At 67.3% G+C, this 19,809-nt stretch carries 21 protein-coding genes; 9 read left to right on the forward strand and 12 right to left on the reverse strand.

Annotation, left to right across the window (positions count from 1 at the left end; genetic code table 11):
• Positions 1-52 precede the first annotated feature (52 nt).
• The 3 genes from fhuE to AC5P8U_RS05590 all read right to left on the reverse strand — a co-directional run bounded on the left by fhuE (position 53) and on the right by AC5P8U_RS05590 (position 3,512).
• Entirely contained in the window at positions 53-2,215 is a 2,163-nt protein-coding gene (gene fhuE, locus AC5P8U_RS05580; protein WP_439426373.1) for a ferric-rhodotorulic acid/ferric-coprogen receptor FhuE, read from the reverse strand.
• 185 nt (positions 2,216-2,400) lie between these two features.
• On the reverse strand, positions 2,401-2,952 hold the full coding sequence (locus AC5P8U_RS05585; RefSeq protein ID WP_334271273.1) for a M23 family metallopeptidase: 552 nt from the start codon (positions 2,950-2,952) through the stop codon (positions 2,401-2,403).
• A gap of 77 nt (positions 2,953-3,029) precedes the next feature.
• Positions 3,030-3,512 (reverse strand): Lrp/AsnC family transcriptional regulator, encoded by a 483-nt coding sequence (locus AC5P8U_RS05590; RefSeq protein WP_334271272.1) that lies wholly within the window; start codon positions 3,510-3,512, stop codon positions 3,030-3,032.
• 72 nt (positions 3,513-3,584) lie between these two features.
• On the opposite strand from AC5P8U_RS05590, the gene AC5P8U_RS05595 reads away from it, so the two are divergent.
• Complete coding sequence (locus tag AC5P8U_RS05595; RefSeq protein WP_072167156.1) at positions 3,585-4,460, forward strand: EamA family transporter; 876 nt, start codon at positions 3,585-3,587, stop codon at positions 4,458-4,460.
• Between the two features lie 78 nt (positions 4,461-4,538).
• On the opposite strand, the gene AC5P8U_RS05600 is transcribed toward AC5P8U_RS05595, so the two are convergent.
• From AC5P8U_RS05600 to AC5P8U_RS05615, 4 genes are all read right to left on the reverse strand, one after another.
• Positions 4,539-5,276: an endonuclease/exonuclease/phosphatase family protein gene (locus AC5P8U_RS05600; protein ID WP_172412138.1), complete on the reverse strand. Its 738-nt coding sequence runs from the start codon at positions 5,274-5,276 to the stop codon at positions 4,539-4,541.
• Between the two features lie 53 nt (positions 5,277-5,329).
• Positions 5,330-6,166, reverse strand: a complete 837-nt coding sequence (locus AC5P8U_RS05605; protein ID WP_072167155.1) for a thiol:disulfide interchange protein DsbA/DsbL — start codon at positions 6,164-6,166, stop codon at positions 5,330-5,332.
• Between the two features lie 106 nt (positions 6,167-6,272).
• On the reverse strand, positions 6,273-6,923 hold the full coding sequence (locus tag AC5P8U_RS05610; RefSeq protein ID WP_447897476.1) for a thiol:disulfide interchange protein DsbA/DsbL: 651 nt from the start codon (positions 6,921-6,923) through the stop codon (positions 6,273-6,275).
• A gap of 106 nt (positions 6,924-7,029) precedes the next feature.
• Positions 7,030-7,830 carry a c-type cytochrome gene (locus tag AC5P8U_RS05615; RefSeq protein ID WP_111007821.1) on the reverse strand — a complete coding sequence of 267 codons (801 nt, stop codon included), beginning with the start codon at positions 7,828-7,830 and terminating at the stop codon, positions 7,030-7,032.
• 156 nt (positions 7,831-7,986) lie between these two features.
• On the opposite strand from AC5P8U_RS05615, the gene yihA reads away from it, so the two are divergent.
• Positions 7,987-8,589, forward strand: coding sequence for a ribosome biogenesis GTP-binding protein YihA/YsxC (yihA, locus tag AC5P8U_RS05620; protein WP_049414655.1), 603 nt, complete (start codon positions 7,987-7,989; stop codon positions 8,587-8,589).
• Positions 8,590-8,688: 99 nt separating this feature from the next.
• Here yihA and AC5P8U_RS05625 read toward each other — a convergent pair whose 3' ends face one another.
• The 3 genes from AC5P8U_RS05625 to AC5P8U_RS05635 all read right to left on the reverse strand — a co-directional run bounded on the left by AC5P8U_RS05625 (position 8,689) and on the right by AC5P8U_RS05635 (position 11,797).
• The gene (locus tag AC5P8U_RS05625) at positions 8,689-9,663 is read right to left on the reverse strand and encodes an MBL fold metallo-hydrolase (RefSeq protein WP_134970508.1); all 975 of its coding nucleotides are present in this window, start codon (positions 9,661-9,663) and stop codon (positions 8,689-8,691) included.
• A 608-nt stretch (positions 9,664-10,271) separates the two neighbouring features.
• Positions 10,272-11,096: a helix-turn-helix transcriptional regulator gene (locus AC5P8U_RS05630; protein ID WP_061479605.1), complete on the reverse strand. Its 825-nt coding sequence runs from the start codon at positions 11,094-11,096 to the stop codon at positions 10,272-10,274.
• Positions 11,093-11,797, reverse strand: a complete 705-nt coding sequence (locus AC5P8U_RS05635; protein WP_072167623.1) for a VIT1/CCC1 transporter family protein — start codon at positions 11,795-11,797, stop codon at positions 11,093-11,095. Before AC5P8U_RS05635 ends, AC5P8U_RS05630 begins: the two co-directional genes overlap by 4 nt.
• A 152-nt stretch (positions 11,798-11,949) precedes the next feature.
• Here AC5P8U_RS05635 and AC5P8U_RS05640 point away from each other — a divergent pair, with 152 nt between their 5' ends.
• Positions 11,950-13,314: a glutamate--cysteine ligase gene (locus AC5P8U_RS05640; protein ID WP_065185383.1), complete on the forward strand. Its 1,365-nt coding sequence runs from the start codon at positions 11,950-11,952 to the stop codon at positions 13,312-13,314.
• Positions 13,315-13,405: 91 nt separating this feature from the next.
• Here the strand turns inward: AC5P8U_RS05640 and AC5P8U_RS05645 are convergent, their stop codons facing one another.
• Positions 13,406-14,464 (reverse strand): NAD(P)-dependent alcohol dehydrogenase, encoded by a 1,059-nt coding sequence (locus tag AC5P8U_RS05645; RefSeq protein ID WP_061479602.1) that lies wholly within the window; start codon positions 14,462-14,464, stop codon positions 13,406-13,408.
• Positions 14,465-14,571: 107 nt separating this feature from the next.
• On the opposite strand from AC5P8U_RS05645, the gene AC5P8U_RS05650 reads away from it, so the two are divergent.
• Positions 14,572-15,456: a LysR family transcriptional regulator gene (locus AC5P8U_RS05650; protein WP_061479601.1), complete on the forward strand. Its 885-nt coding sequence runs from the start codon at positions 14,572-14,574 to the stop codon at positions 15,454-15,456.
• Between the two features lie 112 nt (positions 15,457-15,568).
• On the opposite strand, the gene AC5P8U_RS05655 is transcribed toward AC5P8U_RS05650, so the two are convergent.
• Positions 15,569-15,985, reverse strand: coding sequence for a VOC family protein (locus AC5P8U_RS05655; protein WP_088497890.1), 417 nt, complete (start codon positions 15,983-15,985; stop codon positions 15,569-15,571).
• A gap of 114 nt (positions 15,986-16,099) precedes the next feature.
• Here AC5P8U_RS05655 and AC5P8U_RS05660 point away from each other — a divergent pair, with 114 nt between their 5' ends.
• From AC5P8U_RS05660 to fghA, 5 genes are all read left to right on the forward strand, one after another.
• The gene (locus tag AC5P8U_RS05660; RefSeq protein ID WP_439426372.1) at positions 16,100-16,777 is read left to right on the forward strand and encodes an SMI1/KNR4 family protein; all 678 of its coding nucleotides are present in this window, start codon (positions 16,100-16,102) and stop codon (positions 16,775-16,777) included.
• Between the two features lie 242 nt (positions 16,778-17,019).
• A complete protein-coding gene (frmR, locus tag AC5P8U_RS05665; protein WP_005411009.1) occupies positions 17,020-17,295 on the forward strand; it encodes a formaldehyde-responsive transcriptional repressor FrmR in 276 nt (91 codons plus the stop codon).
• A gap of 64 nt (positions 17,296-17,359) precedes the next feature.
• Positions 17,360-18,469: an S-(hydroxymethyl)glutathione dehydrogenase/class III alcohol dehydrogenase gene (locus AC5P8U_RS05670; RefSeq protein ID WP_061479597.1), complete on the forward strand. Its 1,110-nt coding sequence runs from the start codon at positions 17,360-17,362 to the stop codon at positions 18,467-18,469.
• An 8-nt stretch (positions 18,470-18,477) separates the two neighbouring features.
• Positions 18,478-18,825: a YqcC family protein gene (locus AC5P8U_RS05675; RefSeq protein WP_072167620.1), complete on the forward strand. Its 348-nt coding sequence runs from the start codon at positions 18,478-18,480 to the stop codon at positions 18,823-18,825.
• A 22-nt stretch (positions 18,826-18,847) separates the two neighbouring features.
• Entirely contained in the window at positions 18,848-19,678 is an 831-nt protein-coding gene (gene fghA / locus AC5P8U_RS05680) for an S-formylglutathione hydrolase (RefSeq protein ID WP_072167619.1), read from the forward strand.
• Positions 19,679-19,809 lie beyond the last annotated feature (131 nt).

Consider the following 19,809-nt stretch of genomic DNA (forward strand, 5'->3'; position numbering starts at 1 on the left):
CCGAGCATGGGCTCGGCTCTACAGGTGCGGGGCGGTCGTACCCCGCGTCTGATCAGAACGCCCAGGTGAACGTCAGCGAGCCATTGCGGCCATCGCCGTACGCACCGTAGCCGTTGATCTGCGAGAAGTACTTCTTGTCCAGCAGATTGTTCAGGTTGGCCTGCACGCTCCATTCCGGCGACAGGCGGTAACGCACGAAGGCGCTGACCAGGGCGTAGCCGCTCTGTTCGATGCGGCCGTAAGCCGGCACCGCGTAGTAGATGCGGTTCTGCCAGTTGGCGCCGCCGCCGACGGTCAGTGCCTGCAGCGACTGCGGGGTGTAGCTGGTGAACAGTTTCAGCGCGGTCTGCGGCAGGTTGGTGTTGATGTCGGCGCCGTTGATGTCCTTGGCCACGTAGCGCGAAGCACCGAAGGTCGCGTTCCAGCCGGGTGCCAGTTCGCCGTTCAGTTCGAACTCGAAGCCACGGCTGACGGTGCCACGCGCGGCCACGTAGGCCGTTTCGCCGCCGGTGCCGCCGATGACCGGCTCGCCGGTGGACTGGCCGACGTTGTCCTGCTCGATGCGGAACACCGCCACCGAGGCATTCAGTCGGTTGTCGAACCAGGCACCCTTCACGCCCACTTCGTAGCTCTTGCCGTCCACCGGGTCCAGGTAGCTGCCGTTGCGGTCCTTCAGCATCTGCGGCTGGAAGATCTCGGTGTACGAGGCATAGGTGGAGTAGGTGTCGTTGATGTCGAACACCAGGCCCGCATACGGGGTGGTGACTTTGTGCGAACGGTCGGCGCCTTCGCCTTCGCTCTTCCAGTCGGTGTAGCGCGCGCCCACGATCAACTTCAGCGGATCAGCCAGCGACAGGCGTGCTGCAGCATAGGCGGCCTTCTGGGTGATGGTGCCTTCGCTGGCCAGGGCCAGCGGATTCCAGTTCGGTTCGCTGATGTTGCCGTTCCAGTTCAGGTAGCTGGAGAAGGGGTCCCAGGCGAGGCCGGCGCCGCCGATCTGGTAGTCGCCGTAGTTGGCGTACTCGCGCCTGTTGTAGCTCAGGCCGCCCATCACTTCGTGCTTCAGGCCAAACAGCTCGAACGTGCCACTGAAGTAGCCGTCCACCGCATTGACCTTGCGTTCGGTGTTGTAGAAGCCGGCCGACGGCGAAATGCCGGCACCGGTGTTCCTGTCGAAGAACGAAGCGCCGGTGACCCAGTCGTTGTAGGCCGGGTAGAACAGCTTGTCGTCGGCCCTGGTTTCGTCGTGGGTGGCGCCGATGCGGACTTTCCAGTCATCGTTGAAGGCGTGTTCCAACGTGGCGAACGCGCGCTTGCTGGTGGTGTCCCAGTAGGTCCAGCTCGGGTTCGGATTGAACGATTCGTCGTAGCCGGTGCTGGTTCCATCGGAGAACAGCATCGGGAAACCACCCCAGGTGGCGCCGTTGGCGCGCTTCTGCTGGTAGTCGTAGCCCACGCTCAGCTGGGTGTCCGGGGTCAGGTCGGCGTCGATGACGGCGTAGCCCAGCGTCTTGTGCTGGTTGTAGCGGTCCATCTGCGCGTCGGTGTCCAGGTAGCTGCCGATCACGCGGGCGCGCACCGAACCGCTCTTGTTCAGCGGGGTGGTCACGTCCACGGTGCTGCGGGTGCGGCCCCAGCTGCCGACGTTCACCGAGACGCTGCCGGTCAGTTCGGCGCTGTCGGCGTGCTTGCGCACCAGGTTCACCGACGCCGACGGGTTGCCGGCACCGGTCAGCAGGCCGGTGGCGCCACGCACCACTTCCACGCGGTCATACAGCGCCAGGTCCAGGCCGGAATCGCCGTAGCTCCAGTTCTGCACCATCTGCGTCGGCAGGCCATCGAACTGGTAGCTGTCGATGTAGAAGCCACGCGAATAGAACTCGGTGCGCTCGCTGTCGGACTGGGTGCTGCTGACGCCGGTGGTGTTGGCCAGCACGTCGATGATGTCGTCCAGGTTCTGATCTTCGATGCGCTGGTGGCTGATGATGCTGAGCGACTGCGGGATCTCGCGCGGCGCCAGGTCGAAGCGGGTACCGGCCGAGGTGCGGCGCACCGAATAGCCTTCGGCGCGTTCGCCCTTGACCACCACTTTGTCGAGCGTGGTCGGGTCGGCGGCGGTGTCGGCGAAGGCGGCCGGGGCCACGGCGCAGAGTGCAGCGAGCACGGCAACGGACAGCCGTTGCGGCTGCGGGATACGGAAGGCGGAACGGTTCATGGGGGTCCTGGACGAGCACGCGCGCTCGGCCAGCATCCAGAAGGCGAGGCGCTACGGGTGGGAAACGGGCGGGCAGGCCGTCCTGGCACCACCGGAAACGAAAGAAATGGTAATACGAACTATTCCTATTTACAAATGATGAACGCGGAAGGCGCTCGCGCAGGACTCGACGCAGCACACGGCGTTCAGCGCAGCAGCGGCAGTGGATCGCGGGCGCCGTCGGCGCCGTAGATGCCCCAGTGCAGGTGCGGCGGCGTACCCTTGGCGTTGCCGCTGTCGCCGACGTGGCCGAGAAGGTCGCCGGCCTGGACCACCTGGCCGCGCGCCAGGCCCTCGGCCCAGTCGTCCAGATGGGCGTAGTAGTAGCGCTCGCGCCCGGGCCCGATCACCCACACCTGGCGGCCACCGAGGCCGCGGTCGCTGACATCCACGACGACGCCGGCGGTGGCACTGCGCACCGGGGTGCCGCGCCTGGCGAAGATGTCGATGCCGGCGTGGGAGCGGTCACGGCCGCGCGGAGCGCCGAACGTATCGGCGATCTGGCGGGGCCGCACGCCTTCCACCGGCACCGGAAGCTCGGTGGCCGGAGGCATCCGCGACAGTGTCCACAGCAGTTTCGGTGCAGCAGCCCATGGGCTGTTCCACAGCGCCATCGCGGCAACGATCGCGATGACCAGCCACAGGCCGCGCAGCAGCCAGCGGCGCAGGCGACGGGCGGGGGAGGGCGGTATGTTCATGGTCTCCGACTGTAGCGCCGAGCCATGCTCGGCGGCTGTTACTTTGTGGTCAAAGCGCAGTCGAGCATGGCTCAGCGCTACAGAACCGGGGCCAGCGGCACTTCGAAACTGCGCTTCAACGTTCCCAGTGCCACCGAGGTGCGGAAGCGCTCGATGTTGTCATCGTCACCGAACAGGCGCTCGGTGATCGCTTCGTACTCCTCCATCGACGCGGCCGAAAGCAGCAGCAGGAAATCGCCATCGCCGGTGATCGAGTAGCACTGCTGCACGGCCGGGTCGTCCTGCACGCGGCGCTTGAACGGCGCCACGCGTTCACGCAGTTCGCTGACCACGCGCACCTCGACGATGATGGTCAGCGGCCGGCCGATCTTTGCGGCATCGATCACCGCCACATTGGCCGCGATCACGCCGCTGTCCTGCAGCCGCTTGATGCGTCGCTGCACGGCCGGGGTGGACAGGTGCACGGCCTCGGCGATCTCGCGCTGCGGCAGGGTGTTGTCCCGCTGCAGCAGGTCGAGGATGGCGCGGTCGAAGCTGTCGAGCACGGGGGCGGTGGCCATGGCGAGCAGAAGTTGCACGAACAGGCTGTCAATTGAGCCAAGTGCTCGGCGCCGGCGCAATAGACTTTGCCCATGCAGACCTCACGACTTGCGCCGATGTTGCCGGCGCTGGCGGTGCTCGGCTCGGTCACCTCGTTGGCCATCGGCACCTCCTACGCCAAACACCTGTTCCCGCTGATCGGCGCACAGGGCACCAGTGCGCTGCGCGTGGGCTTCTCGGCGCTGTTGCTGCTGCTGTTCTGGCGGCCTTGGCGCTGGAAGACCCGCCGCGTGGATGCCATCACCCTCCTGCGCTACGGGCTCACCCTGGGCCTGATGAACCTGCTGTTCTACATGGCCCTGCGCACGATTCCCTTCGGCATTGCGGTGGCCATCGAATTTACCGGGCCGCTGACGGTAGCGATGCTGTCATCACGACGCCCCATCGATTTCGTCTGGGTGGGGTGCGCGGCGGTGGGGCTGTTGCTGCTGCTGCCGATCGGCGGCGGGCCGGCACTGGATCCGGCAGGCGTGCTGTATGCGATGGGCGCAGCGGCGTGCTGGGGCCTGTACATCGTGTTCGGCAAGCGTGCCGGCCACCTGCACGCTGGGCATTCGGTGTCGCTGGGGCTGCTGGCGGCTTCGCTGGTGGTGGTGCCGGTGGGCGTGGCGCATGCCGGTGCCGCGCTGCTCGATCCGAAGATCCTGGCGGCCGGCCTGCTGGTGGCGCTGGTGTCCAGTGCGATCCCGATGTCGCTGGAGATGATGGCGCTCAAGCGCCTGCCAAAGGAAACCTTCGGCATCCTGATCAGCATGGAGCCGGCGGTGGCCGCGCTGTGGGCGATGCTGCTGCTGCACGAGCACCTGCATGGATTGCAGTGGCTGGCGATCGGTTGCACGGTGCTGGCCTCGGTGGGCAGCACGATGACGGCGCGGCGATTGAAGGTGCCGGTGGTGCAGGCAGGGTAGCGCCGGACAGCGTGCGGACCTACGGTCCGCACCCACCAGAGCGGCGTGCCAACCAAGGTTGGCACCTACCGGGAGCGTTCAGCGCAGGGCGTCGGCCGGGACGTCGATCTGCATCGCCAGGGCGAGGTGATCGGAAAACGCGGCCGGTATGGCTTCCACGGTGCGGGTCTGCAGGCCACTGCTGACCAGGATGTGGTCGATGGCGCGGTCGGGCCGCCAGCTGGGGAAGGTCGGCACGATGCAGCCGGGCGGCTGCAGCCGGGTCTTCTGGTACAGCACCTGCATTTCCGGGCGTTCTGCCAGGCAGTTGAAGTCGCCCATCAGCACCGCGTTGGGGTGGTCGGACAGCAGCTCGGCGATGAAGCCCAGCTGCGACATACGCGATCCCGCGCCCAATGACAGATGCGCCACCGCCACCGCCAGGCCGTCGGTACCGTCGCCGAACTTGGCCAGCAGCACGCCGCGCCCGCCGATGCGGCCGGGCAGGGCGTGGTCCTGCACTTCCACCGGTTCGAGCTTGCTCAGCAGGCCATTGGCGCTGGATGCGACCCCGCCCATGCGCCGGTTCGGCTGGTGGCTCCAGTAGTTGAAGCCGGCGCGCTGGGCCAGGTAGTGGGTCTGGTTGGTGAAGCCCGAACGCAGGCTGCCCGGGTCGGCCTCCTGCAGGCCGACGATGTCATGTTCGCGCGCCAGGGTGGCGATCGCGTCCAGGCTGCTGCGCTTGCGACCCGCCGGCAACGCATGTGACCAGCTGCGGGTCACATAGTCGCTGTAACGGCGGGTACTTGAGCCGGCCTGGATGTTGGCCGTCAGCAAGCGCAGGGTCCGTGTACGGGGGGAATTCACGGCCGGGAAATGCTTCTCTTGGATCAGTGAGCCTGGGCCGCACCGCGTTCGCGGGCGATCAGGTGGTCGGCGATGCGCAGCATGTCCGGGAAGCTCTTGCCCTTCACCAGGTACTTGCCGTTGACGATGATCGACGGGGTGCCGCTGATCTGGCTGCGCTGGGCGAACTGCTTGGCCGAGTTGGTCTTGGCATTCACCGCGAAGCTGCCCATGGTGGCCGCGAACTGCTTCGGATCAACGCCGTAGGCGGCGTAGAACTTGGCGATGTCTTCTACCGAGTCACGGCCGCGCTCGCCCTTCAGGGTCTTCTGCGAGTGGATGGCGGCGTACAGCGCTTCGTGGGTCTTCTCCTGCACGCCCAGGGTCTGCGCGGCGTAGAAGGCACGGGCGTAGTCATCCCAGGTGCCGCCGAACATGGCCGGCACGTAGACGAAGTTCACGTCGCTGGGCAGGCCGGCCTTCCATGGGCCGACCAGCGGCTGGAACGCGGCGCAGGCCGGGCAGACGTAGCCGAAGATCTCGGTCACTTCGATCTTGCCGGCGGCCGGCTGGAACGGCTGGCCGTTCGGGATCACCTGGTAGTCGGCACCTTCCACCGGAGCCGGGCCGGTCAGTGCGGCGGTGGTCGGGGCCGGTGCGGCGGCCGGCGCCGCTTCGGCCGGGGCCTTCTCGCCTTCAGCGGCAGCCGGCGCGGCGCCTTCGCTGCCCGCTGCCGGCGCAGCAGCCGGTTCGGTGGTGGCTGCCGGGGTGGCTGCCGGTTCGGCCGGGGCCGCGGTGGTGTTGGTGCTGCCGTCGTCGGCCTTGCAGGCGGCCAGGATCGGCAGCAGCGCTGCGAGGGCGAGGGCGTAACGGATCTTCATGGAAACGTCTCCAGCATCTGGAAAGGTGGGGCCGGCGGCAAGCGCCGGCCAAGGGGAAATGATGACATGCGGCGGCGACAACGCCGTGTCGGTGGTGGGTGTTGGTTCAGCGGCCGCGGGCGGCGCGCGCCTGCGCGATCAGCGCCGAGGCAATGCGCAGCTGGTCGTCGAAGCTCTCGCCGCGCACCAGGTATTGGCCGTTGATGATCAGGGCCGGGGTGCCCGGGATCTTGGTGCGCTGGGCGAACGCGCGCGCGGCGTCGACCTTCTTCTGCACGGCATCGCCGCGCAGGGCCTGGATGTAGCGGTCCGGGGTCACGCCGTAGGCCTTGTAGAAGGTGGCGAGCTCATCGGCCGAGACGTTCTGCATCGGCAGCGACCCCTGCTCGTGCAGGGCCTTGAACACGGCGGCATGGCTGCGCTTGGCCACGCCGACTTCATCGGCGGCGTAGTAGGCCAGGGCCCAGGCATCCCAGGCACCGCCGAAGGCCGCCGGGACCGGGATGAAGCGCACGTCGGCCGGCAGCTTGGCCGCCCAGGCTTCCAGCTGCGGTTCGAAATGGGCGCAGTGCGGGCAGGTGTAGCCGAAGACTTCGACCACCTCGATCTTGCCGGCCAGCGGCTGGAACGGGCCCGGCTGGGCGATGCGCTCGTAGTCTTTGCCCTCGACCAGCGGGGCATTGGCGGGGGTGGCGGCGCAGGCTGCCAGCGGCAGCAGCACCAGCACGGACAACAGCAGGCGGGAAATCAACCTCATCGACACGCATCTCCGTTGAAAAAAGCAACGCCGGCGCAGCCGCCGGCGTGAAGGAAACATACCGCAGCCGTGGGCCGTCGTCGCGGCCCGGGCCGACCAGTGGTGGTCAGGGGGCGGCAGCCGGTTGTGTTGGCGTGGCCGCGCCGGCCACATCGTCGGCCTTGTTGTGCAGGCCCTGCAGGTAGCTCGACAGCGCCTGCACCTCCTGCTCGCTGAGCTTCTGCGCGACCGTGGCCATGATCTGGAAGTGCGCCTTGTCGGTCTCGTTGGTCTGGCCGGCCTGGTACTCCTGCAGGCGGCGCGCGACATAGCTGGCGTGCTGCCCACCGAGGTGCGGATAGGCCGGACCGGGATTGCCGGCACCGCTGGGGCCATGGCAGGCCATGCAGGCCGGCAGGCCACGCTTGGCATCGCCGCCGCGGTACAGCTGCTGGCCGATCTCGTAGAACTTCATGCCTTTGTACGGGCCCTCGGTCACCGCCGTGTCATCGGCGATGCCGGCGTTGGCTTTCTGCGTGGCGAAGTAGGCGCCGATATCACGCATGTCCTGCGGGGTGAGGTTCTGCACGAACGGCACCATCGCCACTGCCGCGCCGGAACTGCGCTGGCCATTGGCGATCAGGGCCATCTGCTGGGCCACGTAGCGCTCGCTCTGGCCGGCAATGGACGGATACATGTCCACCGTGGAATTGCCGTCGACGCCATGACAGGCCGCGCAGGCCGAGGCCTTGGCCTGGCCGGCCTTGGCATCGCCCCAGTGGGTCTTGCTGAAATCCACCTCCAGCGAGGCGGTGTTGATCGGCCCATTGTCGGGCAGCGGGGTCAACGTGGTCTGCGCGAACGCAGCAGCGGCAACGACTACAGCAGTGGCAAGGGCGGATACGGCAAGAACGCGAGCGTGGCGCATGCTGAAGCTCCGTATGGACCGGGCCGGGCGGTGGCCGCCGGCATCGTTCGGATTATCAACGCCGTTTCCGCGCACGGTCAACGCAGCAGTGCAGCAAAATGCCCGCAAAGGCCGCCGGCACGGGCGCGCGGCGCCGCAACATGCGATCCTAGGCACATGTCATTGCTCATCGAACGCGCCCGTTACCACCTTTCGGCCCATAACGTGCGGCAGCTGCCGCCCGACGAAGGGGCCGAAGTGGCCTTCGCCGGCCGCTCCAACGCCGGCAAGTCCAGTGCGCTCAACGCGCTGACCCGCCAGAACGCCCTGGCGCGTGTCTCCAAGACCCCCGGCCGTACCCAGCAGCTGGTGTTCTTCCAGGTCACCCCGGAGGCGCATCTGGTCGACCTGCCCGGTTACGGCTACGCCAAGGTGCCGCTGGACCTGCAGGCGCACTGGCAGGCCTTCATCGACAAGTACTTCCGCACCCGCGAGGCCCTGAAGGGGCTGGTGGTGGTGATGGACATCCGTCATCCGCTGAAGGACTACGACCGGCAGATGCTGTCCTATGCCGTGCAGCGCGGCCTGCCGGCGCACGCCCTGCTGACCAAGGCCGACAAGCTCAGCCGCAGCCAGCAGATGCAGTCCCTGCAGAAGGTGCGCAAGGAGCTGCAATCGGCCTACGGTGACAGCGTCAGCGTGCAGGTGTTCTCCGGCGAAGACCGTACCGGCGTGGACGAAGCCCGCGCCGTGATCGGCGGCTGGCTGGGGCTGGAATAAGGCCTTCCCTGCCTTCCTGTAGAGCCGAGCCTACGCTCGGCTGCGGAATCCCGGCACGCTGCGCGTGGTAGCCGAGCATGGGCTCGGCGCTACACGAGGTCATTTCAACGGCGAATACTCCGCCGGGACCCACGCATAGGCCTGGCCTTCACTGCGGACGTGGCCCAGGCCGGGGAACGGCAGGTGCGCACCGGCCACCCACCAGCCGTTGGCGGTGGCCTGCTGCAGCAGCCCGCGACGGCTGGCGATGGCCGCCTTGCGGTCCGAATCGGCCTCGAACGCGGCCTCGGGGTGCGCGAACTGCACCGCATGGAAGTGCAGCACGTCGCCCCACACCAGCAGTGACTGGCCCTGGCTGTCGAACCGGTAGGAGACGTGGCCGGGGGTGTGGCCATGGGTGTCCATTGCCACCGCGCCGCCGGGCAGGGCATCGCCGGGGTTGAACGTGCGCAGGTGGCCACTGGCCTGGTACGGCGCCACCGCGTTGCGTGCCAGCGGGAAGGCGAAGCGCACACCCTTCGGCGCAGAAGCCTCGCTGGCCGGATTGAGCCAGTAGTCGGCATCGGCCCTGGACAGCCACACGGTGGCATTCGGGTAGGCCGGCTTGCCCTGCGCATCGAGCACCCCGCACAGGTGGTCCGGATGGGCGTGGGTCAGCAGCACCTCGTCCACCTCGGCCGGGTCCACGCCGGAGGCGCGCAGGTTGCCCAGCACCTGGCCCAGGCCGGGGCCGAAGCACTGCGCGGTGCCGGTATCGACCAGGGTCAGGTGGTTGCCCTGGCGCACGAGGAAGGCGTTGATCGCGGTCTGCAGGCCCTTCTTGTCTTCGGGCACGTAGCGGCCTTCCAACAGGCGGCTGACCAGTGTCGGCGGCACGTCGACCACTTCCTGCCGGCCCAGCGCGACCACGCCGTCGAACAGGGCGGTGACCTGCAGCGCACCGACGCGCTGGTGGTAGACGCCGGGCACCTGCTGGGTGGGCGCGGGCGAGGTGGCTTCGGCCAGCGCGGCCAGTGGCAGGGCGGACAGGGCCAGCAGCAGGGCGGTGCGCAGGGGAAGGTGGCGCAGGGTCATGAGGGTTCTCGGTGGATGACGGGGGTTCCGTTGGCCTAGCGTGCCGTGACTGGCGTGCGCACGGCGCTCAAACCACTGCGTGGAATGCTCAGGGAAGGGGGTGTTGTCTGCAGGGCTGCGCCCTGCACCCGCTACGAGCCAGAGCAACGGCCGAAGCAACAGCAACAGCAACAGCAACAGCAACAGCGGGCTATCCGTGGGATGGCGGGGTGGGTCCGGTTGCGGGAGACGCCGTAAACCCGTCCATGGGGGCTTGGCCGCGGCATCCATGCCGCGGACACTCCCGCAACCGGACCCACCCCGCCTTCGACAGTTTTCCGTGATCTGTTGGAAATTCTCTTGGGGTCAGATCGATTTCGATGTCTGACAGATGTGTCGACCAAGGTCGACACCTACCAACAGCCGCGACGATCTGTCAGAGGTGGGGCGGTGTCGGAGTGCGGGGTGTCAGCCGCATGGATGCGGCTGCCAAGCCTACAGGGACGTACTTGCGGCGTCCCCGCACTCCGACACCGTCCCGCCACCTCACGGAATGCACGCTGTTGCTGTTGCTTCGGCTGTTGCCGTCGCGTCTGCAGGTGCAGGGCTGCAAGCCCTGCCGAACCCCCTCAAATGTCTGTGGGAGCCAGCCCGTACTGCTCGGCGAAGCGCTTGCTGAAACTGGCCGCAGACCGGTAGCCCGCGCGTGCGGCCACGGTCTTCAGCGGCAGGTCGGTGGTGTAGAGCAACTGCATGCCATGCGCCAGCCGGGCCTCGGTGAGCAGCTGGCGCAGGCTGGTGTCCTCGGCGGCGAGCCGACGGCGCAGGGTCGCGCCGCTCAGCGCGAACAGCGCTTCCACATCACGCGATTGCCAGTCGCGAGCCGGTTCGGCGGCGATGCGGTCGCGGATCTGTTCGCCCAGGCTCGGCGCCTGCGGCAGCAGCAGGTTGCCGTGGCCCTGCCGGCACAGGGTCAGTACCAACGAGGCCAGGGCCAGCCGCGCTTCGCTGTAACGGCCGTCCTGCAGTGATTGCCGCCACTGGCGCAGCACCACGCCATGATCGATCAACGGCAGTCGCGCCATCGCATGACCGGCGGCGGGAAGCTCCCCGCTCCACAGCGTACGTGCGGCCGCCAGCACTTCGGCACACAGCGGCACGATGGCGCTGAGGTAGCGGCCACTGCGTGGGTCGGGGGTGTTGACCACATCGATGCGGCAGCGCTGGGTCAGCAGCAGGATGTCGCCGGGGATGAACTCCAGCGACTGGTGCGCGGTACGCACCTGCTTGCGGCCTTCCAGCAGGATCGCGAACTGCGGTTGTGGAATCTCCACCGAGCTGGCGCCATGTTCGCGCCGAGCGGTGATGCACGCATAACCTTCGGCGCGTGCGCAGCCGGCCAGGCTGGCCATCTCGGCCAGCAGTGCGGTGGCCGGTGGCAGCATGGCGGTCATGACACGTGGGCACCGAACAGGCGACCGACGCCGGCCGCCGCGGCCATCGCCAATGCGCCCCAGAACATCACCCGGATCGCGCCGCGAACCGGCGGTGCGCCGCCGGCCCTGGCCGCCACTGCGCCGGTCAGGCACAGGCCGAGCAGGGTACTGGCCGTGGTCATCAGTGCGACCCTGTCGACCGGTGCGAGCAGGGCGGTCAGCACAGGCAGCACCGCGCCGCAGGTGAACGCACCGGCCGAGGCCAGCGCTGCCTGCAGCGGGCGGGCGCGCAGGGTATCGGTGATGCCCAGTTCGTCGCGGGCGTGGGCACCCAGCGCATCATGGGCGGTGAGCTGTTCGGCCACCTGCCGTGCCAGCGCAGGCTCCAGGCCGCGGTGGCGGTAGATCGAAGCCAGCTCCTCCAGCTCGCTGTGCGGATTTTCGCGCAGCTCGCGCCTTTCCATTGCCAGGTCTGCGTCCTCGGTGTCGGCCTGGGTCTGTACCGAGACGTACTCGCCGGCGGCCATCGACATCGCGCCGGCCACGGTGCCGGCCACGCCGGTGGCGAGGATGGTGGTAGCGGAGGCGCCGCCGGCGGCCACGCCGACCACCAGGCCGGCCACCGAGACGATGCCATCATTGGCGCCCAGCACGGCGGCACGCAGCCAGCCGACGCGCTCGGAGCGGTGCAGTTCGGGGTGTCGTGAATGGCGGCTCATGACGTTGAGTGTACGAGGGTCAAGAGGGCGTCGGTAGGATGCTGAAACCCGTCACCGTCGCATGACGCAACGAGGTGCCACGCTATAGTGCGCCCTTGCGATGGAAGGCCGCGAGCCCCACATCCCCCGCCACCGTCCAGCGAGCCTTCCCCTTGTCGAGCCCCAGCCACGTCGCCGATACCCCCATTACCGACCGCTCGCAGCTGGTGGAGGTGATCGCCTCCGGCGAGAAGCCCCGCGCGCAGTGGCGCATCGGCACCGAGCACGAGAAGTTCGGTTTCCGCCTGGATGACCTGCGACCGCCGACCTTCGAGGGGGAGCGCGGCATCGAAGCACTGCTCAACGGCCTGGTCCGCTTCGGCTGGGAGCCGGTACAGGAGAATGGCTGCACCATCGCCCTGCTGCGCGATGGGGCCTCGGTGACGCTGGAACCGGCCGGCCAGCTGGAGCTGTCAGGTGCGGCGCTGGAGACCATCCACCAGACCTGCGTGGAGACCGGCACCCACCTCAACGAAGTGGCGCAGGTGGCCGGCGAACTGCAGCTGGGCTTCCTCGGCATGGGCTTCCAGCCGAAGTGGAAGCGCGATGAAATGCCGTGGATGCCGAAGGGCCGCTACAAGATCATGCGCGCGTACATGCCCAAGGTCGGTTCGCTGGGCCTGGACATGATGACCCGTACCTGCACGGTGCAGGTGAACCTGGACTACGCCACCGAAGCGGACATGGTGAAGAAGTTCCGCGTGTCCCTGGCGCTGCAGCCGATCGCCACCGCGCTGTTCGCCGATTCGCCGTTCACCGAAGGCAAGCCGAACGGCTACCTGAGCTATCGCTCGCACATCTGGACCGACACCGACGCCGACCGCACCGGCATGCTCGACTTCGTGTTCGAGGATGGATTCGGCTACGAGCGCTATGTCGATTACCTGCTCGACGTGCCGATGTACTTCTCCTATCGCGACGGCACCTACCACGACGCCAGCGGGCAGAGTTTCCGCGACTTCATGCAGGGCAAGCTGCCGGTGCTGCCGGGCGCGTTGCCGACCCTGCGCGACTGGTCGGACCACATGACCACCGCGTTTCCGGAAGTGCGCCTGAAGAAGTACCTGGAAATGCGCGGCGCCGATGGTGGCCCGTGGAGCCGCCTGTGTGCGCTGCCGGCGTTCTGGGTGGGCCTGCTGTACGACGACACTGCGCTGGACGCTGCCTGGGACCTGGTGCGTGACTTCACCCTGGCCGAGCGCCATGCGCTGCGTGACGGCGTGCCGAAGCATGCAATGAACCTGCCGTTCCGCAACGGCACGGTGCGCGACCTGGCCCGGGAAGCGGTCAGGATTTCCGTGGAAGGCCTCAAGCGCCGTGCTGCGCGCAATGCCGATGGCCAGGACGAGAGCAAGTTCCTGGACGTACTGCAGGAGATCGTCGAATCCGGCCTGACCCCGGCCGAGCGCAAGCTGGCGCTGTTCCATGGCCGCTGGCATGGTGACGTCGATCCGGTGTTCCGCGAGTTCGCGTACTGACCGTCATGCGGGGTTGCCGGCCAGCGGCCGGCACTACCAGAAGAAAAACCCCGGCATTGCCGGGGTTTTTCATTTCCACATCTGCCTTGGCTCAGGCCGCGTTCTTCAACGTCGCCATGTCGATCACGAAGCGGTAGCGCACATCGTTCTTCGCCATGCGCTCCCAGGCTTCGTTGACGTTCCTGATGTCGATCATCTCCACATCGCTGACGATGCCGTGCTCGGCACAGAAGTCCATCATTTCCTGGGTTTCGGCCATGCCGCCGATCGCCGAGCCGGTCAGGTGCTTGCGGCCGAAGATCACGCTGCCGCCGGTCAACGGCGGGTCCAGTTCGGTCAGCACGCCCACCAGGCACATGGTGGCTTCGCGCTTGAGCAGGCCCATGTACGGATTGGTGTCATGGCTGACCGGGATGGTATTGAGCAGGAAGTCGAAGCTGCCGGCGTGCGCCTTCATCTGCGCCGCATCGCGCGAGACCAGCACCTCATCGGCGCCCAGGCGCTTGGCATCGGCGCCCTTTTCCGGGGTGGTGGTGATCATCACCACGTGCGCACCGAGCGCCTTGGCGAACTTCACGCCCATGTGGCCGAGGCCGCCGAGGCCGATCACGCCGACCTTCTGGCCCGGGCCGACCTTCCAATGGCGCAGCGGCGACCACGTGGTAATGCCGGCGCACAGCAGCGGTGCGGCCGCCTTCAGGTCGAGGGTGTCGGAGACCTTCACCACGAAGCGCTGCTCTACCACCACGTGGTCGGAATAGCCGCCGTAGGTCGGTGCGCCGCTTTCGCGTTCACGGCCGTTGTAGGTCCAGGTCGCGCCCTCGGCGCAGTACTGCTCCAGGTCGTGCTGGCAGGCGTCGCAGTGGCGGCAGGAGTCGACCATGCAACCCACGCCGGCGTGGTCGCCGACCTTGAAGCGGGTGACGTTGCTGCCGACCTCGGTGACGCGGCCGATGATCTCGTGGCCCGGCACCATCGGGTAGATCGAGCCACCCCAGTCATCGCGGGCCTGGTGCAGGTCGGAGTGGCAGATGCCGCTGTAGAGGATCTCGATGCGCACATCGTCGGGACCGACCGCACGGCGTTCGAACTCATAGGGGACCAGCGGAGCAGTATGGGAATGGGCGGCGTAACCACGGGCGAGGGACATGGGGAATCCTTGGCAGGGTTTATCGAAAGGCGCTTTACAATACGCCGCGTTCCCAATGGCAAGAAGCGTGGATATCGGCATGATTCATCAAGTGAAACTGCACAATCATGGCCACTGACAACCTTTCCCACCTGGCCGCGTTCGCGGCGGTTGCCCGCCACCGCAGCTTCCGCCGCGCTGGCGCCGAGCTGGCGCTGTCGACCTCGGCGGTGAGCTATGCGATCCGCGCGCTGGAAGAACGACTGGGCGTGGGCCTGTTCCACCGCACCACGCGCAGCGTGGCCCTGACCGAGGCCGGGCAGCGCCTGCTGGAGCGCTTGCAGCCGGCGCTGGGGCAGGTGCATGACGCGTTGGAAGAAATGAACCACTTCCGCGCCGCCCCGGCCGGCCTGCTGCGCATCAACGCCACCCGCGCGGCGGTGGCGACCCAGCTGCGGCCTCGGCTGGCGCGCTTCCTGCACGCTCATCCCGACGTGCGGGTGGAGCTGACCGAAAATGATGGGCTGGTCGATATCGTCGCCGAGGGCTACGACGCGGGCGTGCGCCTGCACGAGTTCGTGCCCGAGGACATGGTGGCGGTGCCGATGGGGCCACCGCTGCGCGGGCTGATCGTCGGCTCGCCGGATTACCTGCGGCGGCATCCGGCGCCGCTGCATCCGCGCGACCTGGCCGCGCATGAATGCATCCGCTTCCGCTTTGCCAGCGGGCATCTGTACAAGTGGCAGTTCGAGCGCGGTGGGCAGGCGCTGGAAATCGACGTGCCCGGACGGCTGACGCTGAGCGAGCAGGGCACCGTGGTCGGCGCGGTGCTTGATGGCATCGGCCTGGCCTACGTGCTGGAAGACACCGCGCGGCCGTACATCGAATCGGGGCAGATGGTGGCGGTGCTGGAAGACTGGAGCGAACCGTTCGCCGGGTTTGCGCTGTACTACCCGAAGCAACGGCAGATGCCCGGTGCGTTGCGTGCGTTCGTGGATATGTTGCGGGAGTGAGGTGCTGCAGGAGTGCCGACCAACGGTCGGCATCTACCGGATGGCGTCCACCAGGACCAGACCAGTAGATCCGCGCCATGCGTGGATTGGCGCCCGCAATGCAGACGGCAATTCATTCGACCAGCGCGTCGTAGCCTTCGCCACTGAACTGGATCAGGCAGAAGCCGTGCCCGAACGGATCGGCCAGCACGGCGATACGGCCCCAGCGGCGCTCGCGCACCGGTTGCTCGAGCATCGCCCCGGCCGCGACCGCACGCATCAACGCGGCGTCGATGTCCTCCACCACCCAGTCCAGGTGCAGCGGGGTCCAGTGGCGCTCGTAGTCACGCACGTCGCCGTCTTCGGTGGCGGCGCTGCCGGCGTCGTTCTGCAGTAGGTACAGTGGCGTGGGTCCACCGAGCAGTTCCACCGCGCCGGGGCCGAGCCGACGACCGATGCGCAATCCAAACGCGGCCAGGTAGAACGTTTCGGCGGCGGCCAGGTCGGGCACGTCGATGTTGATGATGAAGTTGCGGGCAGTGGCGTTCATGGCAGTGATTTCCTGCATCCGGTGGTTGCAGTCTAGTCCCGCCACCTGTTGCTGCCGGTTCATCTCCTGCGAGGATTCGGGCAAGCTGGGCGACCTCTATCGACAAGGACTTCCATGAGCGCACTCTCTGACATCGAACAGGCCACCGGGCAGGCCTTCCCCCCTTTGTTCAAGCAGTTGCAGACAGCAGGCCGATTGAGCTGGGGCAGTCCGCATCCGGATTGGTCCGAGGTGGTGTTCCCGACGCTGCAGGCGGATCCGCCGGTGCTGCTGTACGCGCAGGAATACGAACCCCTGGAACACGATGAGCTGCTCGAAGCGTGGCAGGAGCTGACCGCCGAGGACCACTACAATCCCCTGCGTTCCGACCTGCAGCTGCTGCCGTTCGCGCGGACCGGCGGCGGCGACAGCTACTGCTTCTGGAGCAACGCGCCCGATTCTGCCGAGCCGCCCGTCGTGCTCGTGTGGCATGACGATGATCGTGCCGATGTGCTGGCCGCCAACTACCAGGATTTCCTGTTCCGCAAGATGGTCGAAGCCGTTGCCGACTACCAAGCGCCGTATACGCTGCTGTCGCATGGCGAGCTGGCCGGCAATCTGCAGCGCTGGCTGCAGAGCCACCAGTCGTTCCTGCGCGGCGACCAGTTCGCGGCGTTGCAGCGGTTGTTCGCCCGCGTTGACGATATTGAAGAAGGAAACATCAGCGAAGACGACGCACAGGCCATCGTCGCTGATGTGATCGGCTTCGAGCGGTTGGACGAGTCGTTCGCTTACGTGCGCGAGGAGGCCTGAACCCGGTAGGCCGGAGCGCCGCCATCGGTCGTGCTCCAGCTACCTATCATCGAACGACCAGATGGCATGGGCCGGCGGCAGCTGGGCCAGCTCGCGGCGGATGACGTGCATCTAGGACAGTGCGGTGGCTGCATCTGGTTTCTGCAGGCACCCGGCGTAGAGCTGCCAAGCAGCCTATTGCGTCAACCCTTCTGCTTTTTGCGTATATACTATCCCCCAGTATAGTTCCGAGCTGGCCCGCCATGCCGCACTCCCCCGAAGAGAAGAAGAAGGTCCTGGCCCGCGTGCGCCGCATCCGCGGCCAGTGCGATGCGCTGGACCGCGCGCTGGAAGCCGGCGCCGACTGCGGGCCGGTGCTGCAGCAGATCGCCGCCATCCGTGGCGCGGTCAACGGCCTGATGTCCGAGGTGATGGAGGCCCATCTGCGCGAGGAATTCGGCCAGCCCGCCGCCTCCGACGAACAACGCGCCGAACGCGTGCGCGACATGAGCGCGTTGATCCGCTCGTACCTGAAATAACGACGGCGCGACGTCGCGCCGCTCACGCTGTATCCCATTTCCGCCTGATCCTGGAGAAGCCATCATGAAGTCCCGTGCCGCCGTCGCCTTTGGTCCCGGCCAGCCGCTGCAGATCGTCGAGATCGACGTCGCCCCGCCGAAGAAGGGCGAAGTGCTGGTGAAGATCACCCACACCGGTGTCTGCCACACCGATGCGTTCACCCTGTCCGGCGATGACCCGGAAGGCCTGTTCCCGGTGGTGCTGGGCCATGAAGGCGCCGGCATCGTGGTGGAAGTGGGCGAGGGCGTGACCAGCGTCAAGCCGGGCGACCACGTGATTCCGCTGTATACCGCCGAGTGCGGCGAGTGCCTGTTCTGCAAGAGCGGCAAGACCAACCTGTGCGTATCGGTGCGTGCCACCCAGGGCAAGGGCGTGATGCCCGACGGCACCAGCCGCTTCAGCTACAACGGCGAGCCGCTGTACCACTACATGGGCTGCTCGACCTTCAGCGAGTACACCGTTGTGGCCGAAGTCTCGCTGGCGAAGATCAACCCGGACGCCAACCCGGAGCACGTCTGCCTGCTCGGCTGTGGCGTCACCACTGGCATCGGCGCGGTGCACAACACCGCCAAGGTGCAGGAAGGCGACAGCGTGGCGGTGTTCGGCCTGGGGGGCATCGGCCTGGCGGTGATCCAGGGTGCGCGCCAGGCCAAGGCCGGCCGCATCATCGCGGTGGACACCAATCCGTCCAAGTTCGAACTGGCGCGCGAATTCGGCGCCACCGACTGCATCAACCCGAAGGACTTCGACAAGCCGATCCAGCAGGTCATCGTGGAAATGACCACCTGGGGTGTGGACCACAGCTTCGAGTGCATCGGCAACGTCAACGTGATGCGCGCGGCGCTGGAATGCGCGCACCGTGGCTGGGGCCAGAGCGTGGTGATCGGCGTGGCCGGTGCCGGGCAGGAGATCTCCACCCGCCCGTTCCAGCTGGTAACCGGCCGCAAGTGGATGGGCACTGCCTTCGGTGGCGTGAAGGGCCGCAGCCAGCTGCCGGGCATGGTCGAGGACGCGATGAAGGGCGACATCGAACTGGCCCCGTTCGTTACCCATACCATGGACCTGGACAGGATCAACGACGCCTTCGACCTGATGCATGAAGGCAAGTCGATCCGTTCGGTGGTCCACTACTGAGGCGCGTCATGGGCTGGCTGGATGCCCTTCGCAGGCCGCGTGCGGAAGATCCGCGCGCGGCCCTGGTCGACCCGATCGAGCAGGCGTTGCGTGCGCTGGGCTGGGTCGACGGCGAGGTGGGGCCACCGCGTGCGGTGACTTCGGCCTTCGGCAGCGACGATGGCATGCCGTTCGAGCACTGGCTTGCGCAGGTATTCCTGCCGCGCCTGCACGAAGCCCGCGCTGACGGCCAATGGCCACCGCGCAGCGACGTGGCGGTGGCGGCGTACCGCAATCTGGATGGCCAGCCTGGCGTCGAATCGCTTCTGCGCCTGCTGTCGCAGCTGGATGAGTTGATCAACACACGTGACGGCTGACGCCGCCGCGCAGGAGAGCACCATGGAATGCATTGAACACCGCGCCTGTTTCGGCGGCTGGCAGGACGTCTACCGGCACCATTCCACCACGCTGGGCTGCGACATGCAGTTCGCCGTGTACCTGCCGCCGCAGGCGGAAACGCAGAAGCTGCCGGTGCTGTATTGGCTGAGCGGCCTGACCTGCACCGAGCAGAATTTCATCACCAAGGCCGGCGCGCAGCGCTATGCGGTCGAGCACGGTGTGATCATCGTCGCGCCGGATACCAGCCCGCGCGGTGATGACGTGGCCGATGCCGAAGGCTACGACCTGGGCAAGGGGGCAGGCTTCTACCTCAATGCCACCCGTGCTCCGTGGGCGAAGCACTACCGCATGCACGACTACGTGGCGCAGGAACTGCCGGCGCTGATCGAGGCGAACTTCGCGGTGACCGATGCACGCGCGATCAGCGGCCATTCGATGGGCGGCCATGGTGCGCTGGTGATCGCGCTGCGCAACCCGGGGCGCTACCGCAGTGTGTCGGCGTTCTCGCCGATCGTCGCGCCCAGCCACGTACCGTGGGGGCAGAAGGCGTTCACGGCTTATCTGGGCGACAACCCAGCCGACTGGGCGCAGTGGGACGCGTGTGCGTTGCTGGCGACGGCCAGCGAGCGCCTGCCGTTGCTGGTCGACCAGGGCGAGGCGGACGAGTTCCTGCAGACCCAGCTGCAGCCGCAGCGCCTGCAGCAGGCCTGCGGCGCAGCCGGCCATCCGCTGACCCTGCGCCTGCAGCCGGGCTACGACCACAGCTACTATTTCATCGCCAGCTTCATCGGCGAGCACGTCGCCCACCACGCCCGCGCCCTGCACGCCTGAGGGCTTTCCGGTAGTGCCGGCCGCTGGCCGGCAATCCCAGGGGATCACAGGGCTGCGGGTTGCCGGCCAGCGGCCGGCACTACCGTGGTGGTGCACGCGGAGTGTCGTTTTGCCGCAGTGGATCACGCCGC

The sequence above is a fragment of the Stenotrophomonas sp. YJH_SMC_81 genome (genome assembly GCF_059370875.1).

Bases quoted from the DNA above. Each gene is read 5' to 3' on its own strand.
- AC5P8U_RS05660 (WP_439426372.1), top strand. From the start codon at position 16,100: ATGAGCGCACTCTCTGACATCGAACAGGCCACCGGGCAGGCCTTCCCC.
- AC5P8U_RS05670 (WP_061479597.1), top strand. From the start codon at position 17,360: ATGAAGTCCCGTGCCGCCGTCGCCTTTGGTCCCGGCCAGCCGCTGCAG.
- AC5P8U_RS05605 (WP_072167155.1), bottom strand. From the start codon at position 6,166: ATGAAGATCCGTTACGCCCTCGCCCTCGCAGCGCTGCTGCCGATCCTG.
- AC5P8U_RS05635 (WP_072167623.1), bottom strand. From the start codon at position 11,797: ATGAGCCGCCATTCACGACACCCCGAACTGCACCGCTCCGAGCGCGTC.
- AC5P8U_RS05645 (WP_061479602.1), bottom strand. From the start codon at position 14,464: ATGTCCCTCGCCCGTGGTTACGCCGCCCATTCCCATACTGCTCCGCTG.
- AC5P8U_RS05650 (WP_061479601.1), top strand. From the start codon at position 14,572: ATGGCCACTGACAACCTTTCCCACCTGGCCGCGTTCGCGGCGGTTGCC.
- AC5P8U_RS05625 (WP_134970508.1), bottom strand. From the start codon at position 9,663: ATGACCCTGCGCCACCTTCCCCTGCGCACCGCCCTGCTGCTGGCCCTG.
- AC5P8U_RS05630 (WP_061479605.1), bottom strand. From the start codon at position 11,096: ATGACCGCCATGCTGCCACCGGCCACCGCACTGCTGGCCGAGATGGCC.
- AC5P8U_RS05615 (WP_111007821.1), bottom strand. From the start codon at position 7,830: ATGCGCCACGCTCGCGTTCTTGCCGTATCCGCCCTTGCCACTGCTGTA.
- AC5P8U_RS05655 (WP_088497890.1), bottom strand. From the start codon at position 15,985: ATGAACGCCACTGCCCGCAACTTCATCATCAACATCGACGTGCCCGAC.
- yihA (WP_049414655.1), top strand. From the start codon at position 7,987: ATGTCATTGCTCATCGAACGCGCCCGTTACCACCTTTCGGCCCATAAC.
- fhuE (WP_439426373.1), bottom strand. From the start codon at position 2,215: ATGAACCGTTCCGCCTTCCGTATCCCGCAGCCGCAACGGCTGTCCGTT.
- AC5P8U_RS05675 (WP_072167620.1), top strand. From the start codon at position 18,478: ATGGGCTGGCTGGATGCCCTTCGCAGGCCGCGTGCGGAAGATCCGCGC.
- AC5P8U_RS05610 (WP_447897476.1), bottom strand. From the start codon at position 6,923: ATGAGGTTGATTTCCCGCCTGCTGTTGTCCGTGCTGGTGCTGCTGCCG.
- frmR (WP_005411009.1), top strand. From the start codon at position 17,020: ATGCCGCACTCCCCCGAAGAGAAGAAGAAGGTCCTGGCCCGCGTGCGC.
- fghA (WP_072167619.1), top strand. From the start codon at position 18,848: ATGGAATGCATTGAACACCGCGCCTGTTTCGGCGGCTGGCAGGACGTC.
- AC5P8U_RS05585 (WP_334271273.1), bottom strand. From the start codon at position 2,952: ATGAACATACCGCCCTCCCCCGCCCGTCGCCTGCGCCGCTGGCTGCTG.
- AC5P8U_RS05590 (WP_334271272.1), bottom strand. From the start codon at position 3,512: ATGGCCACCGCCCCCGTGCTCGACAGCTTCGACCGCGCCATCCTCGAC.
- AC5P8U_RS05595 (WP_072167156.1), top strand. From the start codon at position 3,585: ATGCAGACCTCACGACTTGCGCCGATGTTGCCGGCGCTGGCGGTGCTC.